10 protein-coding genes are annotated in these 17807 nt (G+C 65.2%); 4 read left to right on the top strand and 6 right to left on the bottom strand.

The features are described 5' to 3' along the window. From QZY03_RS18625 to QZY03_RS18615, 3 genes are all read right to left on the bottom strand, one after another. A partial coding sequence (locus tag QZY03_RS18625; RefSeq protein ID WP_295583658.1) for a PocR ligand-binding domain-containing protein occupies window positions 1-1808 on the bottom strand: 1808 nt, incomplete at its 3' end. Then, the gene (locus QZY03_RS18620) at window positions 1805-4498 is read right to left on the bottom strand and encodes a PAS domain S-box protein (RefSeq protein WP_295583657.1); all 2694 of its coding nucleotides are present in this window, start codon (window positions 4496-4498) and stop codon (window positions 1805-1807) included. The genes QZY03_RS18625 and QZY03_RS18620, both read right to left, overlap by 4 nt. Continuing rightward, the gene (locus QZY03_RS18615) at window positions 4495-7707 is read right to left on the bottom strand and encodes a CHASE domain-containing protein (protein ID WP_295583656.1); all 3213 of its coding nucleotides are present in this window, start codon (window positions 7705-7707) and stop codon (window positions 4495-4497) included. The genes QZY03_RS18620 and QZY03_RS18615 overlap by 4 nt, the downstream gene beginning before the upstream one ends. A 125-nt stretch (window positions 7708-7832) precedes the next feature. Here QZY03_RS18615 and QZY03_RS18610 point away from each other — a divergent pair, with 125 nt between their 5' ends. Continuing rightward, window positions 7833-8765 (top strand): diguanylate cyclase, encoded by a 933-nt coding sequence (locus QZY03_RS18610; protein ID WP_295583655.1) that lies wholly within the window; start codon window positions 7833-7835, stop codon window positions 8763-8765. A 6-nt stretch (window positions 8766-8771) separates the two neighbouring features. On the opposite strand, the gene QZY03_RS18605 is transcribed toward QZY03_RS18610, so the two are convergent. Further along, complete coding sequence (locus QZY03_RS18605) at window positions 8772-9584, bottom strand: DUF2726 domain-containing protein (protein WP_295583654.1); 813 nt, start codon at window positions 9582-9584, stop codon at window positions 8772-8774. Between the two features lie 232 nt (window positions 9585-9816). On the opposite strand from QZY03_RS18605, the gene QZY03_RS18600 reads away from it, so the two are divergent. The 3 genes from QZY03_RS18600 to QZY03_RS18590 all read left to right on the top strand — a co-directional run bounded on the left by QZY03_RS18600 (window position 9817) and on the right by QZY03_RS18590 (window position 12904). Further along, window positions 9817-10839: a TIGR01212 family radical SAM protein gene (locus QZY03_RS18600; protein WP_295583653.1), complete on the top strand. Its 1023-nt coding sequence runs from the start codon at window positions 9817-9819 to the stop codon at window positions 10837-10839. Between the two features lie 31 nt (window positions 10840-10870). Beyond that, window positions 10871-11866, top strand: a complete 996-nt coding sequence (locus tag QZY03_RS18595; RefSeq protein WP_295583652.1) for a peptidase U32 family protein — start codon at window positions 10871-10873, stop codon at window positions 11864-11866. Window positions 11867-11968: 102 nt separating this feature from the next. Further along, entirely contained in the window at window positions 11969-12904 is a 936-nt protein-coding gene (locus QZY03_RS18590) for a U32 family peptidase (RefSeq protein WP_295583651.1), read from the top strand. A gap of 36 nt (window positions 12905-12940) precedes the next feature. Here QZY03_RS18590 and QZY03_RS18585 read toward each other — a convergent pair whose 3' ends face one another. Together QZY03_RS18585 and QZY03_RS18580 are read right to left on the bottom strand one after the other, a co-directional pair. After that, window positions 12941-13843, bottom strand: coding sequence for a response regulator (locus QZY03_RS18585; protein WP_295583650.1), 903 nt, complete (start codon window positions 13841-13843; stop codon window positions 12941-12943). After that, window positions 13788-17357, bottom strand: coding sequence for a CHASE domain-containing protein (locus QZY03_RS18580; RefSeq protein ID WP_295583649.1), 3570 nt, complete (start codon window positions 17355-17357; stop codon window positions 13788-13790). Before QZY03_RS18580 ends, QZY03_RS18585 begins: the two co-directional genes overlap by 56 nt. Between the last annotated feature and the right edge of the window lie 450 nt (window positions 17358-17807).

Below are 17807 nucleotides of genomic sequence, written 5' to 3'. Positions count from 1 at the left end.
CTGCGCTTATCCACCCTACGAAAACCGACTCCGTTGTAGGGTGGATAAGGCGCGCCGCTCGGTGTCATGGACCCGGCACGGTGGTTGCGCGCGCCGCATCCACCAGGGGGCGCGCGATGCCGCCCAAATTTGGAATTGCTGATAAAGATCACCTGGGGTTGCCAGGTTTCCCAGATGGTCACGGCCTCCCGGCCGTCCGCGGCCTCCCGAAACTCCAGCACCGGCGGTTGCGGATTGAGCCCCTCCAGCAGCGTCCGCAACGGGGCCCGATTGTCCGCCAGGTCATCGACAATCAGGACCCGGCAGACCGGTTGTCCCAGTTCCAGGCCAACGCTGGTAGCCGCGGTCCGGTCCGCGGCAGGTGCGACGTCGTTGGTCGCCGGGAGTGGCAGGGTAAAGAAAAAGCAACTCCCCTGACCCGGCGTAGTGACGGCGGTCAAGGTCCCGCCCATGAGCGGGACCAGATGATGGCTCAGGTTCAGGCCGAGTCCCGTGCCTCCCTGGGATTGCCGGCCGCTGGCGGTCTGGGTGAAGGGATCGAAGATCCGCGCCAACTCCTCCGGGGCAATCCCCACCCCGGTGTCGCTGACGCTGAAGCGGATCGCATCACCACCGACGGATTCAATCCGCAACGTCACGGACCCTTGAGTGGTGAACTTGACGGCATTGCCGACCACGTTGATCAGGACCTGGCGCAGCTTCATCTGATCACCAGCGACCATCCGCACGCGTACCGCGGACTCGGTGTTGAGCGTAAGCGCGCGCTGCCGGGCACTTTGCCGGAAAAATGCTTCGGTCTCCGCGATCAGCCGCGGGAGATCGAAAGGGGCCATCTGGAGGGTCATCCGGCCAGCTTCGATCTTGGCCATGTCGAGGATGTCGTTGATCAGGGTCAGCAGGTGCTCACCGCTGCGCTCGATAGTCGCCAGGCTGTCGCGTTGCATGACACCCAGCGCGGGGTCGCGGGCCAGCACCTGAGTGAATCCGAGGATCACATTCAGCGGAGTGCGGATTTCGTGGCTCATGCCGGCCAGGAATTCGCTCTTGGCGCGATTGGCCGCCTCGGCCGCGTCCTTAGCCTGAGCCAATTCACGGGTACGCTCACGGACCTGTCGTTCCACCCCCGCATAGGCGATCCGGAGCCGGTGTTCAGCCAGGCTTTGTCTTGCGATCTGATGGGAAAGCCCCACCAGCAGATTAAGAATCGCGGGCACCCGTTCCTCTTCGAGAATCGGCACCTCACGCAATGCCTGAAAATAGGCATCATGGTCGAACCCGAATTCGGCACACTGCTGCTCGAACTCCTCGATAACGGGCGGTTTAAGGAAAAACTGACCGATGAACAGGTTGGCGATGTGCTGCCCCTCAATGATGATCGGCGAGGCGCAATCGGTCAGCCCATTGCGACACCGATAGATGGCGTATCCCTTCCCCTCCTGCATCTGACGGGACAGGCAAGTGTCGCTCTCCAGGCAGCGGGTCAAGGTATCCGGATGAATCCGGTGAAACTCCATGCAGATCCGCTGCCAGCGGGAGGAGGCCAGCACATGACCCTGAAAATCGATAATCGCGACCGGCAGACCAACGACCTCGAGATAGTTGGCAAAGACCTCGTTCATCTGGCTGAAGTCGACGAGCTGTGCCAGATTGAAGTCGCTTGCGTCCAGCGGGTTGGCGTCGGCAGCGGGCTCGGGCGGTGGGGCCAGGGCGCAGTTCCAGAGCGCTTTCAACGGATCGCGCATTTGCATGAGCTGGGGCGAGCGCACAAACAGGATCGGCTTGGTCTCTCGGTTCGCATCCTTAGTCATGATAGGGCCTTAAGCGCCTCCAGGTCGTATTCACATCTATTGAGCAACGTTGAAAACGCATCCGCATCGAAGTTGTAGGCCCACTGGCTCAGCACCTCGCGCAGCGCCGGATCGGCGTCACCGAGCTGCTCGACCAGGCTGGTGATCCGATCGAACTCACCGAGCGCGACCGCCTGGTGCAGGGCGGCTTGCCAGTCCAGGGGGCAAGCGGCCAGGCGTGCCGCCAATGCGGCGGTAGACAACCGGGTGCCGGCTGGCCGCACGGCCGCCGCTCGGACGAAACGCAGTCCGGCATGGCGCTCCAGGATGTCAAACAGGTTCTCGGCCTGGAAGGGCTTGCGGGCAAAGTCGTCGCAGCCGCCGGCCAGAAACTGGTCGCGGTTCTCGTCGAAAGCGCTGGCGGACAGCCCCACCACCACGGACTGCACCGCGTCGGGCCGAACCGCCATCCGTGCCTTGATCTGCCGGATCGCCTCTTGTCCCGACAAGACCGGCATGCGCATGTCCATGAAAATCACTTGGGGTTGCCAGGCTTCCCAGACCGCGACCGCCTCCTGGCCGTTGGCCGCTTCGCGGAATTCCAGCACTGGAGGTTGCGGGTTCAGCCAGTCCAGCAGTGCCCGCAGCGGTTCCCGGTTGTTCTGCTGATCGTCCACGATAAGAACCCGACAGGCTGGCTGATCAGACTCCAGGCCGGTGACGGGCGGGCGCGGGTCAACGGTCGACGTGGCACCGTCGGCCGGCGGGAGTCGCAGTGCGAAGGAGAAGCAACTACCCTGACCCGGCGTACTCCGGGCCGTCAACTCCCCACCCATGAGGCGGACAAACTGGCGGCTCAGAGCCAGGCCGAGACCGGTGCCGCCCTGGACCTGCCGGCCACTGGCGGTCTGGCTGAAGGGCTCAAAGAGCCGTTCCAGCTCATGACCCGCGATCCCCACCCCCGTATCATCGACGCTGAACCGGACCTCGCCGACGGCCGCCGCGACCCGCAGCGACACACGGCCTGCCTTGGTGAACTTGATCGCGTTGCTCATGAGGTTGATCAAGACCTGGCGCAACCGCATGGCATCGCCAACCACCAGTCCGGGAAGCAGCGCGGCCTCCACCGTCAGGGTGAGCCCGCTGTCAGTGGCCCGCTGTTGAAAAAACGCCGCCGTCTCCGCGACCAGTGCGGTCAGATCGAAGGGGGCGGCCCGGCAGCTCATACGGCCGGCCTCGATCTTGGCCATGTCGAGGATGTCGTTGATCAGGGTCAGCAAATGCTCACCGCTGCGATGGATGGTGGTCAGACTGTCACGCTGGGCGGCGTTCAGGCTCTGATCCCGGACCAACACTTGGGCAAAGCCCAGGATCGCGTTCAGCGGGGTGCGGATTTCATGGCTCATATTGGCCAGGAATTCGCTCTTGGCACGGTTGGCCGCCTCCGCCGCTTCCTTTGCGCGGGCCAGGTCGTCCTCCGCGTGCTTGCGCTCCGTGATGTCCTGACCCTGGGCGATGGTGGCCAACGGGGTCTGCCCGTCCGGCGCAAAGAGCGTGGCCGAGTTCCACAACACGGTTCGCTGAGAGCCGTCGCGATGTTGGATCTTGATCTCGACCACCTCCCAGCGCTGGCCGTTTAAGGTCTGGCGGATCAGCGCCATCGAATCCTCGCACAGCGCGGACGGAAAAAGAATCGCCAGCGATTGCCCAAGCACCTCCGCCTCGGTGCGTCCGCTCAGGAACTCGAAGGCCCGATTGAATCGCGTGATGCGGAATTGCGGATCCCAGACAATGATGGGGGCATTGGCATAATTGATCAGATTCTGCAGGTAGGCGTTGGTCTCGCGCAACTTTTCCTCCGCCTGCTTGCGGTGCGTGAAGTCAATCAACTGGATGAGCAGGTGATCCTCGCCATTGAGGCGAATCGGCAGGATGCGGGAATCAAACCAGACTTCCTTACCGACCACGTTGATCAAGTTGATTTCGCGCTGCTGCGGTTGTTGTTGACGCAGCGCGGTCAGGCAGGCGTCCAGCAGCCCGGATTGCCGCCAGGAGGGTATCGCGTGGAAGTTCCCGGCAAGCAGCGCCTCGCGGGGAGCACCAACCAAGTGGGCTAACTCCTCATTGGCCAGCACGCATTGACCATTGGCGTGATAAACCGCCATGGATAACGGCGAGTTGAGCAGAATCGTCTGTTGGAATTCCAGCGCCTCGGACAGATGCCGGGTGCGCTCCGCCACCGTCCGCTCCAGGTTGGTGTTGAGCTCGCGCACGGCCTGCTCGGCCCGCTTGCGCAGGGTGATATCGCGCGCGGCTGCGAACACGCCGGCAATCTCACCCGCGTCATTGCGATAGACGCTGGCATTGTAGAGCACGTCAGTGACGTGACCGTCCGCATGGCGGATCGCCAGCGGATAATCGGTCACCGAGCCTTCCGAAAACACCTGCCGATAACCGGCCGCGGCGCGCATCGGCTCGGTGAAATACTCCGAGAAATCGCTGCCGATGAGTTCCTCCCGCGGACGGCCCGTAACCCCTTCGGTCGCGGCGTTAACGTCCATGATCCGGCCGTCGGTGCTGATGGTGACCAACGGATCGAGACTGGCCTCGATCAGCCGGCGGGAGTAGTTCGACAGACCGTCGCGGGTGGCGGCCATGCCCAGCCGCAGGCGCTCTTCGGAGCGGGCCAGATCGATGGTATCGGTCGTCATTGTAGTGCCTCCAGCCCCCCATCTTCCGGTCCGCCGTCAGCGCGAACCGCTTCATGCGCGTTCAAGAGCGCGACAAATGCATCCTGATCGTAATTGTAGGCCCAAGCGGAGAGCGCCGCGTAGAGCGCGCGATGCGTGTCTTTGAGCGTCTCCAGCAGCGTGGTGATCCGGATAAAATCCCCCAAGACCACCGCCGCACCCAAGTCGGTGCGCCATCGAGCCGGACAGGCTGCCAGGTGGATGGCCAGGGTCTGGAGGGACAACCCGCGGTCGGTTACTGACGGCGCCGCCCCGCGGATGAACCGGAGCCCGGCACAGCGCTCCAGGATGGCGAACAGGTCTTCAGCCCGGAACGGTTTGCAGGCGAATTCATCACAACCGCAGGCCAGGAACTGCTCGCGGTTCTCGCCGAACGCACTGGCGGTGAGCGCCACGATGGCGGATCGGACCGCATCGGGTCGGGCGCTGATCCGCGCCTTGATCAGCCGGGTGGCCGCTTCGCCGGAGAGGATCGGCATCCGCATATCCATGAAGATCACGTGCGGTTGCCAGGTCTCCCAGACCGCGAGCGCTTCCTGACCGTCGGCCGCTTCCCGGAACTCCAGCACCGGGGGCTGCGGATTCAAGGTGTCCAGGAGCGCCCGCAGCGGCTCCCGGTTGTCCTGCTGATCATCCACAATCAGCACCCGACACACCGGCTGGCCCGGTGCCAGGCCGACCGCCGGGAACAATTCACCGCGGGCCGCGTCTGGTTCGGCAGTGGTTGCCGGCGGCAGCGCAATCGTGAAGGTGAAGGAACTCCCCTGGCCCGGCGTACTGTCTACGGCCAGTGCTCCCCCCATCAGCCGGACATACTGGGAACTCAGGGCCAGGCCGAGTCCGGTGCCCTCGTGTACTGCTCGACCCGTGGCCGTTTGGGTGAAAGGTTTAAAGACCTGCGTCAGATCCTCCGCGGCGATTCCAGCCCCCGTGTCGCGGACGCTGAAGCGGACGCTGTCACCGTTCGCCCGTTCAACACGCACGGTCACCTGTCCTGCCGGCGTGAACTTGACCGCATTGCCCACCAGGTTGATGAGGACCTGACGCAGGCGCAGTTTGTCTCCGACCACCACCCGGTGCAGCCCCCGGGTCTCGATCGTCAGCTCAAGCCCCTGGTCGCGGACACGCTGCCGGAAAAACGCCTCGATATCGGCGATGAGTCGCGGCAATTCGAAAGGCGCCGCCTGTTGAATCATGCGTCCGGCCTCGATCTTCGCCAGGTCGAGGATGTCGTTGATGAGGTTCAGAAGGTGCTCGCCGCTGCGCTGGATAGTGACCAGACCATCCCGTTGGATGGCGTTCAAGCCGGGATTGGGCGCCAGGACTTGTGCGAAACCGAGGATGGCGTTCAGCGGGGTGCGGATTTCATGGCTCATATTGGCCAGGAAAACTGATTTGGCGCGGTTGGCCGCTTCCGCCTGGTCTTTGGCGGCAATCAGCGCCTCCTCGCCCCGCTGCTGTTGGGTCAGTGCCCGCGCCAACTGAATATTGGCATAGCTCAAGCGGGAGATCAGCTCCGCGAAGCGCCTGTAATACCGCATCACCGTATCAACCTTATCGCGGCTCCAGCGCGGCACCTGGGCGTAGGCAGTGAGGTAAGCCGCTTCGTCGAATCCGTAGCGGCGCGCCTGCGCCCGAAATCCCTCCAGGTCCAATGGTTCGTCGTCAAAAAGAAACTGACCGAGGAACAGATTCCCGATGTGCTTGGTGCCGACCGTGATCGGGGTCACCATCTCCCACATGCCGTTCTTGCACCGGTAGGTACGATAGGCACCCGGCGCCACGCCTTGCGACAGCAGCGTGTCACTCTCCACGCAGTTGCCGGCGGTGACCGGATGGACCCGATGAAATTGCGTGCAGATCGCCTGCCAGCCAGTGCCGACCAGCACCTGACCCTGCAAATCGACCATGCCCAAGCCGATCTGTGTGAGTCGGTAAAACTCGTCCATGATCTCTTGAATCGCATGACAATCCACGATATCAGCCAGGTCCAGCGTCTCCAGATCCCCGGCCGGATCCAGCAGCGCGGCCAGCTTCGCCCGGACTCGCCCCTCGCTTTCGGCCAGTTCGCCGGTCCGGTCCGCCATGGCGCGATTGGCACGGCCGGCTTCGTCGAGCGCGGCGGCAACCCGGAGGTGGTTGCGTGTCAGCAGGTACATGGACAGGGCGAGTGCGAGGGTCAGCAGTGACCCAGTCACCATGACGATGAGGCTGACTGCATGTGCTCGCCAACCGGTCGGGTGGGCCACGAGCGGCGCGACCCGGAAGATCCAGTCGCTCCCCGCGATGGTGATCGGACGCACGATTTCGAGGTGATCGAGTGCGGCATCCAGCTCCGGATTCAGGGTATAAAGCAAGGTCTCAGTGGCCTGGGACTCCGTCGAAAAAATCTGTAGCGAGAGGCGCTTTGACAACTCGCGATAGTCGCTGAGCAAAAACGCATTGACCGCATCCTGGATTCGGAGCGCCGCGTAGGCCCAGCCCCGCAGGGCCGACCGCCGCTGCGCGACGGTATCCAGTGGGAGACCGGTATGATAGACCGGCACGAAGAGCAGGACCCCCGCCGGCACCTCCCCGTCCGCTTCCTGTTTCAACGTCACCCGGTCGGACATGGCCGCCCCGTCTTGGTCGCGGGCGCGGGCCGCGGCCGCGGCCCGCACCGGCTCCGTCAACAAGTCGAAGCCAATGGCGCGTTGGTTGCGCCAATCGAAGGGCTCCACATAGATCACCGACGAGTAAGGATCGCGGTCGCCGGACGGGCGGATATCGTAGTCGGGGAGGCCCTGGGCACGCATCAAAGCCACATGGCGCGCCTTGTCGGCGGCCGGTACCACCGCGGCATAGCCGACCCCCTGGATGCCGGGATAATACTCAGCGAGCTGCAGGTTCTCCACGTAACGGCGGAAGGCCTCGCGGCTGACCTCGCCGGTACTCTCGAACAGACCGGCGACCCCCCGCAGGATCTGGGCGTCGGCCGTCATGCGGTGCTGTAAACCGCCCACCACCTCGTCGACGCGCAGCGCGAACTCGGCCCGCTCGACCGCGGTTTCGTGCTGACGCAACTGCGATCCCAACAGCCCGGTGAGCGCCAGGCCGCCGGCCAGGATCAGCCAGGGCAAAACCTGAAACATCCGCCGCGCGGACCACGGATCAGTCACTTTGGACAGCATGGACCACCTGCCTTGTTCGGGCGGCACCGGCGGGTCACAGGCCCGCAACGGTGGAGCATTGATGCGAAATCCGGCGCCATGAGTGCGTCGTTGAGCGATATGATAGGGCGATCGGATCGCCCACCATGCACCCCGCTGAAACGCAACCCTTGGAGCCGCGCGTGCGCATACTGATCGTAGACGATGTTCCGGACAATATCCGGGTGCTGAGCCGAATGCTGGCCGACGAAGGACACCAGATCTCCGCCGCCACCAACGGCCGACAGGCGCTGAAACTGGCCGAGACCTGCGCCCCGGACCTGATTCTTCTGGACGTGATGATGCCGGAGATGAACGGGTACGAAGCCTGCGCGGCGCTCAAAGCCGACCCGCTGCTCCAGTCGATTCCAATCATCTTCATCACCGCCCTGGCCGATGCCGAAGACGAGACCCGCGGACTGGCGCTGGGCGCGGTGGACTACGTGACCAAGCCGTTCAAAGAAGCCATCGTCAGATTGCGCGTGCGGACCCACCTGGAACTCAAGCGCCAACGGGACTTTCTTGACCAATTGTCCCATATCGACGGTCTGACCGGCATCCCCAACCGACGCGCCTTCGACCTGCGACTCGACCATGAATGGCGACGGATGCTCCGCTCCGGTCAAACCCTGGCGGCGGCGATGGTCGATATCGACCATTTCAAGGAATATAACGACGCCCACGGTCATCTGGATGGGGACGATTGTTTGCGTCGGGTGGCCGAGGCCTTGACTCAGCAGATCAAACGGGCTGGGGACTTCGTCGGCCGATATGGCGGAGAGGAGTTCATCTGCCTGCTGATCGGGCCCCATGCCGAGGGGCTTTCGGCGGTAAGCGAGCAACTGCGTGCCGGCATCGAAGCGCTCCAGATCCCACACGGCGCGTCACCCGTTTCCCCGTGGGTCACGGTCAGTCTCGGTGCCGCGATCTGCCAGCCGGTGCGGCACGAGCCGCCGGCCAATCTCATCGAGGCGGCCGATCGCCAGTTGTTCACGGCCAAACGACTCGGCCGCAATCGGGTCAGCCTGACGACCATCTGAACGTGCTCAGGACCGCCGCGCCCGCACCGGCCGTTCGTCCTCGTGCAGGTCGTCGTCGATGCTGAATACCGGTCCCAGGTCGACATCCCCGTCGCCGACCAGGGTCGGTTCGCGACGGGACACCACGACCTCGAGCGGCGTACCCGGCGGCGGTTGCGTGGTCCGCTCCTTGGGCTTGGCCGGCACGGGCAGCGGTTTGATGCGCGCCGACCGACCGTCATCCGCCATGACCTGGGACAACCCATGCAGAACCTCGCGCAATTCGCCCGGAACCTCCGTAGGCAACGGCACTTCGACCGCTACAGCGGCCGCGGCCGGCCGTCGGGACGCAATCGCCGCCAGGACCGGTGCGGCGACCTCGGCCGCCCGATAGGTCTCGGCCTCGACAAAACGCACGAAGGGCAACTCGGCAGCGGCACAGATCTGATCCAGCGCATTGTGGGGCGGCCCGCGGCGCAATCGCGAGTGCGGCGTCAGATTGACCGCGCAGAGGATAGCACCGGTCTGCGCCGAACAAATCAGGAAATCGAAGTGCCCGTCCCACAACCGCTCCAGGGCACGCCGTCGGCTGCGGCGATCCAGGCGCGGGCGACGGCGCAGGCCGATCACATCGACCGCCCGCACCCGGCCGTAAACCCGGTAGTCACTACCTACCGCGCGTTCGAGCACCACCAGGAAGGCGCGCTGTGCCGGAGTGAACAGCGACTCATCCACCACGTAGGGCAGCCGATAGCGACGCCCCAGGCGCTTGCGCAGGCTGAGTATGAAGGCCAGGAGCACCAGTCCCCCGAGTCCGAGCAAAACGTAAAAATATCCCAATTCAGTCGCCCTCGGCCGCGCCGACAGACCCGCGGCGGGTGATGTTCAAGATGCCGAGACGCCATTCGACGAAACAGCGAAAACAAAGACTTGAAAGCTTACACGAACCACCCAAGGCAAGTCACGTGCAATGACATCGAACCGCCCCGCGCCCTGACGGCCGCCGCCTGCCGGCAGCGCGCCGCGATCCGCCAATTGACACGAGTCATTTCGACGGGGTAGCTTTCCGCTGATGTATCGCGCCCCTACCGTCGTTCTTCCCGATGCACACTCGGATGACTCACCGAATGCGCTCCCCGTTGCGCGCATCCTGAGCGCGCGCGTCACGACCCTCGGACAGGACCTGCTGCGGCGTTATGGTCAGCGGGTGCACAAACTCGCAATCAATGCCGGCTTCACCTGCCCCAATCGGGACGGCGCCAAGGGGCGCGGCGGCTGCACCTTCTGCAACAACCAATCGTTCAGCCCCCACGCGCAGGAAGCGCCGTCGGTCGCGGACCAGATCGCCGCCGGACGCGCCGTGCTCGCCCGCCGGACCGGAGCGCGGCGCTTCATCGCCTACTTCCAGGCCTATACCAACACCTACGACGATATCGAGCGGCTGCGTGAACGCTACGACCAAGCCCTGGCGCTGCCCGACGTGATCGGGATCTCGGTCGGCACCCGCCCGGACTGTGTTCCGGAACCGGTGCTGGACCTGCTGGCCGGCTACCGTCGCCAGGGGAAGGAAGTCTGGCTGGAACTCGGTCTGCAATCGGCCAACGACCGCACCCTGGCGCGGGTCAATCGCGGCCACGGCTTCGCCGAGTTCCGCGCCGCCACCCGCGCCGCCCATCGGCGCGGCTTGCCGGTCTGTGCCCATCTGATCATCGGGCTACCCGGCGAGGGCCGCGACGCCGCCATGGACAGCCTGGAACGGGTGCTGGAACTGGGGGTGGAAGGGCTCAAAGTGCATCCTTTGCATGTGGTCCGGCACACCCGCCTGGCCCTGGAGTGGCAGCACGGGGACTACCGCCCGCTGGACCTGGACGACTATGTCGCCATCTGCGCCGACCTGATCGAGCATACGCCGCCGAACGTGATCTTCCACCGCCTGACCGGCACCGCTGCCCGCTCGATCCTGCTGGCGCCGGACTGGTGCGCCCTGAAATGGGCGGTGTTGAACCGCATCGAGGCCGAGCTGCATCGCCGCGGCACGCGCCAGGGAGCACGCTGCGCACCGCCGGCGCAGCCCCTGCTGGCCCGCACCGCCTGACTATCCCCTTCATCGAGAGAACCGAATCATCATGGAACTCGTCTGCCCCGCCGGCAATCTGCCCTCCCTCAAGGCTGCCGTGGACAACGGCGCCGACGCCGTCTATATCGGCTTTCGCGACGACACCAACGCCCGTCACTTCGCCGGACTGAACTTCGGCGACAAGCAGATCCAGGAGGGTCTGCGCTATGCCCGTGATCGCAAGGTCAAAGTCTTCGTCGCCGTCAATACCTACGCCCAGCCCCAGGGCTGGGAGCGCTGGACCAACGCGGTCGATCGGGCGGCCGACCTGGGCGTGGATGCGCTGATCCTGGCCGATATGGGCGTGCTTGACTATGCGGCGGAGCGCCACCCGGAGTTGCGGCTGCACCTGTCGGTGCAGGCGTCGGCCACCAGTCCGGCGGCGATCCGCTTCATGCACCGGCACTTCGGCATCCGCCGCGTGGTGGTGCCGCGCGTCCTGTCCATCGCCCAGGTCGCCCATCTGATCAAAGAGAGCCCGGTCCCGATCGAAATCTTCGGGTTCGGCAGTCTGTGCGTGATGGTCGAGGGGCGCTGCTTGCTGTCCTCCTACGCCACCGGCCAGTCGCCCAACACCTTCGGCGCCTGCTCGCCCGCCGCGCATGTGCAGTGGAGCGACACCCCGGCGGGCCAGGAGACCCGCCTGGGCGGCATCCTGATCGAGCGGCGCGACCGGGACGAACCGGCGGGCTACCCGACCATCTGCAAGGGCCGCTATGAGGTCGAGGGCGAGACCCGCTATGCCATCGAGGAACCCACCAGCCTCAACACGCTGGACCTGCTGCCGCAGATCATGAGCGCCGGGGTCGCCGCCATCAAACTGGAAGGACGCCAGCGCAGCACGCGCTACGTGTCGGAAGTCACGCGGGTGTGGCGCGACGCCATCGATTCCTGCCAACGCAACCCCGCGGCCTTCAAGCCCAAGGCCGACTGGATGGACGCCCTGGCGCGCGTTTCCGAAGGCACCCAGACGACCATCGGACCTTACGAGCGGACCTGGCACTGAGGCCGAGCGTCCAGCCGCTAAGCAACGGCGAGGCCAAGCGCCTCGTCGAGGCCGGACGGCCCCCCGCTAGATTCAAAGTACAGTCAACATCGAGCGAACGCCATGCCGACGGACATCAACCCATCCACCCCACAGCGTCCGCGCCTGTCGCTCGGGCCGCTGCTCTACTACTGGCCGCGCGAGCAGGTTCTGGATTTTTACGCGGAAATGATCGAGACCCCGGTGGAGGTCATCTACCTGGGGGAGACCATCTGCTCCAAGCGCCGCCTCCTGCGCCCGGAAGACTGGTGGGACCTGGCGGAGCGGGTGGCCGCGAGCGGGCGCGAACCGGTGATCTCCACCCTGGCCCTGATCGAATCCGAAGGGGAACTCAAGACCCTGGAGCGGCAGTGTGCCGACCGCCGCTTCCTGATCGAAGCCAACGACCTCGCCGCCCTGGACTTCCTGGAGGGCCGTCCGTTCGTCACCGGCCCCTCCATCAATCTCTATAACCAACGCACGCTGAGCTTCCTGGCCGCGCGCGGGCTCAAGCGCTGGGTACTGCCGGTTGAACTGGGCCGCGCAACGGCGATCGATCTGCTCAGCGTCCGGCCGGTCGGCGTCGAGTGCGAGGTCTTCGCCTTCGGTCGGCTGCCCCTGGCCTACTCGGCACGCTGCTTCACCGCCTACAACAACGGCCAAGGCAAGGACCAGTGCGAGTTTCGCTGCGGCGAACACCCGGACGGGTTGCTGATCAGCACCCAGGAGGGCAAGCCCTTCCTGGCACTCAACGGCATCCAGACCCAATCAGCAGCCACCCACAGCCTGCTCGCGTCACTCGATGACGTGACCGCACTGGGCATCGACCTGTTGCGCATCAGCCCGCAATCCCACGACACCGCGGAGATCGTCAGAACCTACGCCGCCTGTCTCAGCGGCGACCTCGCAACCGCCAACGGCCTGGCCAGGTTGCGCGACCTGGCACCGGGCGGTCTGGTGGACGGCTACTGGACCGGCGCGGCGGGCATCGCCGCGACCGGGGCACTGACGGGAGTCTGAGCCCGCGCCCCGGCGCGGTCGCGGCGCCGACGGATCTCACCCTGATCGCTGACTGACTCGAACACAGACCATGCAACATCGTGACTTCAGTCGATTGCCGGAAAAGTCGAGTCCATCGATTGCGCTCAGGCGTCGATGCAGATCCTCGCTTGGCGCGCTTGGCGCCGTCTCTCGCGTGTCGGGGACGCTGTGATCGCGTGGCGGCAGCCACTTCATGAGCACCGCGTAGAGCTGATCCGGTTCGACCGGCTTGGCGACGAAGTCGTCCATGCCGGCGGCCAAACAGCGCTGCCGGTCTTCGTCGAAGGCATTCGCCGTCATCGCGAGGATGGGTGGGCGCTCGCGACCCAGCACGGCGCGAATCGCGCGTGTCGCCTCGACCCCATCGAGCTCGGGCATCTGCATGTCCATCAGGATGAGGTCGTAGTCGTTCGCGCGCGCCTTGTCGACGGCGTCGCGGCCATGGCCGGCAATGTCGACGCGCAGGCCGACCGCGCGCAGGATCTCGACCGCCACCTCCTGGTTGATGAGGTTGTCCTCCGCCAGGAGGATGCGTGCGCCGGCTCGGGCGCCGGCCAGTTCGGCTGCGACAGTACGAGCCGGCAGGGCCGTCGCTTCCAGCGCCGGGGGTTGCCCACGCCTCAGCCGTGCCGAAAACCAGAAGCGGCTGCCTTGGCCCGGCTCGCTGGCGGCACCGGCGTCACCACCCATGAGGCGGGCGAGACGGCGGGTGATCGCCAGGCCGAGTCCGGTTCCACCAAATCTACGCGAGGTGGAGTCGTCGGCCTGCTGGAACGCCTCGAACAACTGCGCCAACTGCGCTGGCGCGATGCCGATCCCGGTATCCTCGACCTCGAAGCGCACTAAGAGCCCAGCCTCATCTTCATGCTCCACGCGCGCCCGCAAGACGACCCGGCCGCGCTCGGTGAGTGTCATCATAGTCCGTGAGCTTGTTGCCGACCCCAATGAGGATGCGCACCAGCCCGTCGTCGATCACGGGAACCCCGATGTGGCGGACGAGATGCGCATGGCTGGCGGGGTAGCCGCGACGCCCCTCCAAGTGCTGGTAGTCGTTGTGCATGACCGCTCGCCTGAAGCGGACGCTATCCGCCCAAACACCGGCCTCGCTGATGGGGTAGTGCTCCTCATGGTCGGCCTGGCAGGTGGCCAGGGTCCCGCTCGACCAGGTGGCCAGTCGGATGGATTCCTGGTCGTCGGCGACGAAATGAAGATAGCCGATCTCGCTCTGCGTGAGCCGCACCGCCTCGTCGATCCCATGCTGCAAAAGGCTCTGCTCGTCCAGCGTATTGGCCAGCTGGCTCATATCGAACATGGCGCTCAGACGCTGGTCGCTCTTGGACAGGGCTTGGTTGGCCCGCTCCAGCTCGGCAGTACGCTCCCTGACCAGCGTCTCCAACTGCGCGCGGTGCTGCTCCAGCGCGGCCTCCGCCAGCTTGCGGGCAGTGATGTCCCGATGCAGACAGAACAGAAAGCGTTGGCCCGCCCATTCCACACAGTTCACACGCACTTCAACGTCGTACTGGGTCTTATCCTTGCGCTCATGGCGGGTCTCAAGGGTGATGTGCCGTGCATCGAAACGCCGGAACTTGTCCAATAACTCGTCGCGTGAAACCCCAACGTCCCAGTCCCACACATGCATACCTTTCAGCTCATCCAACGAGTAGCCCAGCATCTCTGCGAAGGCCGGATTGGCCTCGACCACGGAGCCGTCGTCAGGGTGTAGGACAATCCCGTCACTGGACTGCTCGAACAGGATGCGGCGTCGCTCCGCTTCATCGCGTAGCGCATGTTGGGCTTCGAGACGCTCGATCGCGAATGCCACGGCGATCAGGGTGTTCAGTAGACGCGGTGCCTCCGGTCGCTGGCGCGTGTCGGCGAGCAACAGCAGGCCGAGCACCCGCTCGCCGAGCGTCAGCGGCACGCTGAGCAAAGTGACCACGCCCAACGACTGCAAGGGTAGAGGCAGCGAATCTGCGGGAAGCGGCCCATCCGGCTCCACCCGTGCCAGACCGCCCGCGGCGACCAGTCCGGCCAGGCCCGCCGCGAACGGGACCCGCAGACCCGGGTGCACGCCCGGCATGCCGACGCTACCGGCGAAGACCAGCTCGCCGCGATCGGAATCCAGGAGCGCGACGGCCGCCATGGGGAAACCCAGCCGAGCGGTCACCAGGTGTGGAAGTTCTTGACGGAAGCGCTCCAGCGATTCGCAAGTGCCAGCGAGCCGCGCCGCGGCGCTCACTGTCTCGCGACCCATCTCCACGGAGACACGCTCAGTGATATCGCCATAGGTCACCACCACGCCGCCGCCAGGCGGCGGCAGCGCGGCGGCAGTGACTGCGAGCCAGGTCAAGGTCCCATCGGGCCGGACGACGGCCAACTCCCCAAGGTGCGGACCGCCACCCTCCCTGAGCGCCCGCATACTTGGAAACTCTTCCGCAGGCATGGCTGTACCTTCCGGTCGTAACAGCTGCCAGGCGGAGCCGTCCAGGCGGCGGCGCAGGTGCTCATCGCGGGGAACGCCCAGCAGGGTCTCAGCGATGGCGTTAGCCTCCTGGATCTGTCCCCGGTTGTCGGCCACCGTGATCCCGAGCGGAAAGCTCTCGAACAGCGTTTGATATTTTGCGAGCGTCAGGTCGCGGGTCTGCTCGGCGCGCCGGCGCTCGGTGATATCGATGTTGAATCCGAAGATGCCTTGAATCTGCTCTCCCACGCGGATCGGGGCAACGATGTTCTCGAAGATGCGCTCTTCCCCGTGCACGACATAGTGGACCTCGTCGTCCACCACCTCGCCGGACAGCGCGCGGGCATTGTTGCGCATCCACAGGGCCAGCTCGTCCGCATCCACGGCCTCGTCCTGCGGGCGTTTGCCGAGCAGGCTGCCCCAATGCCGGACCAGTACGGCGTTCTCCATAAAACAGCGGCCGTCCAGATCGCGCGCCCAGAATTCGAACGGGACGTTTTCGATCACCGCCCGCAGCATGGATTCGCGCTCGCGCAGCGCCGCGGCGGCGGCCAGGACCTCGGCGGTGCGCTCCTCGACCTTGCGCTCGAGATGGGTATTGAGCTCGCGCACCTCATCCTCGATGTGCTTGCGCTCGGTGATGTCCTCGGCCATGCCATTGATACCGATGACCTCACCGGCCGCGCTCCGCAGGGGATAGTATTGCGCCCGCCAGAAACGTCGGCCGCCCGGGCAGGCTGCGCTTTCTTCGGTCACCTCCAGGTTGAGCATCGGGACGCCGGTGGCCATGATCTGGCGGAACAGCGGCTCGATGCTGTCCGCGAGGTCCGGCAGCAGCTCGCGCACGCTGTGACCGAGATGCGCCTCCACGGGTATCCCGTTCATCTGCGCCAGCCGACCGTTGATGCGCAGATAGCGCAGCTCGGCATCCAGCACGAATAGCCCGACGGGTGCCGCGTCGTAGAAGGACTGGATTTCCGCCAACTGCCGCTGGACCAGCGCGTCGCTCCCGCGCAGCCGCTCCTCGACCCGCTGGCGCTCGCCGATCTCCAACCGCAGCGCGGCGGTGCGCTCCGCCACCCGCTGCTCCAGTCCCGCATTGAGCGACTGGATCTCCTGCTCCGCGCGCTGCCGTGCCTCCAGTTCCTCGGCGAGCTGGACAGCGCGAAGGCGCGAGCGCATCAGGGCCTGGAGCAGACCGGCCACCAGCAGGCTGATGAGGCCACCGCCGATCGCCACCAAGAGGACGGGAAGGGCGCGATTGAGAGGAAGATACCCGGGCGGACGGGCGACAGAGAGGGTCCAGCGGTGTCCATTGAAGTCCAGGGGCAGAGTCGTCGCGCGAGGCGCGGCATGATCGTTCGCGGCCCCGGCGGGGCGGCTGTCATAGAGCAGGGTCTCCGGGGCGATCCGATCCCCGTCATAGATGGCCAGTTCTGCACTCTGACTGTCGTGCCGATCCGCCCCGCCGAGGATGCCCTGCATGAGATCCGTCATCCGGTAAGGACTGTAGACCCAGCCCAGTAGGGCCGTCCGACGCTGCGCGTCGGTGCCGGTGGGCAAACCGGACCGGTAGACCGGCACATACATGAGGGTACCGGCCTGGATATCTTCCGCTGTCTCCTGAACCAGGCGGACCTTCCCCGACAGCGCGGCCACGTCCTCATCCCGGGCCTGCTCCATAGCGGCCCGGCGCACGGGCTCGGAGAGCATGTCGTAGCCGAAGGCTCGCAGGTTGCGGCCGCTGAAGGGCTCCAGGTAGATGATCGAGGAATAGACCGGCCGGTTCCCCTCCGGCCAGACGCGATAATGCGGAAACCCCTCGGCGCGGATCGCCTCCTGGTGTGCGTCGAGGGTGCTTGGCGGGATCAGCAGGGCGAAACCGACGCCCTGGATACCGGGAAGGTTGAGACTGACCTTGCTCTGCTCGACGAAGGTCCGCCACTGCGCGCGCGTGACGGTTGTCTGCACTTGGACAAACCGGACCGGCAGCGTTCAGGGCTAGTCAGTGTTGACGCGAAACGCTCATGCGGCCAGGAGCCACGGCGGCACCAAGGGAGCTTACGACCGACTCGTCTTGGTTCTCGCTCCTGGGCCGGCTGTCCGCAGTTGGAACGGAACTGCCGCTCGTCACGTCAGGCTGAATATCTCTTCCGGGTCGTGACCTGCCTCTACCCGACGTTCAGCGGATCGATCAGCAGGCACAACGGGGGCCCATCAAGATTACCCGGCGCGGCCGGCCGGTTGCCTACGTCGTCTGCGAGCACGAACTCAAGGCGCTACACGACTTAAGGTGATTTCCGGGAAACAATGTACCAACGTGTAGGGGCGACTTTAGTCGCCCCTAAGGCGATTTCCGTGAATAGGCATCCCGACTGCGCATGCGCAGAAAGCCTGTTGGGTTGTAGGGGCGAATGAATT

Source organism: uncultured Lamprocystis sp. (genome assembly GCF_903933125.1).
Classification (GTDB): domain Bacteria; phylum Pseudomonadota; class Gammaproteobacteria; order Chromatiales; family Chromatiaceae; genus Thiodictyon.
Note: the sequence above shows the minus strand (reverse complement) of the source record. Positions and strands in the feature narration are given on the sequence as shown.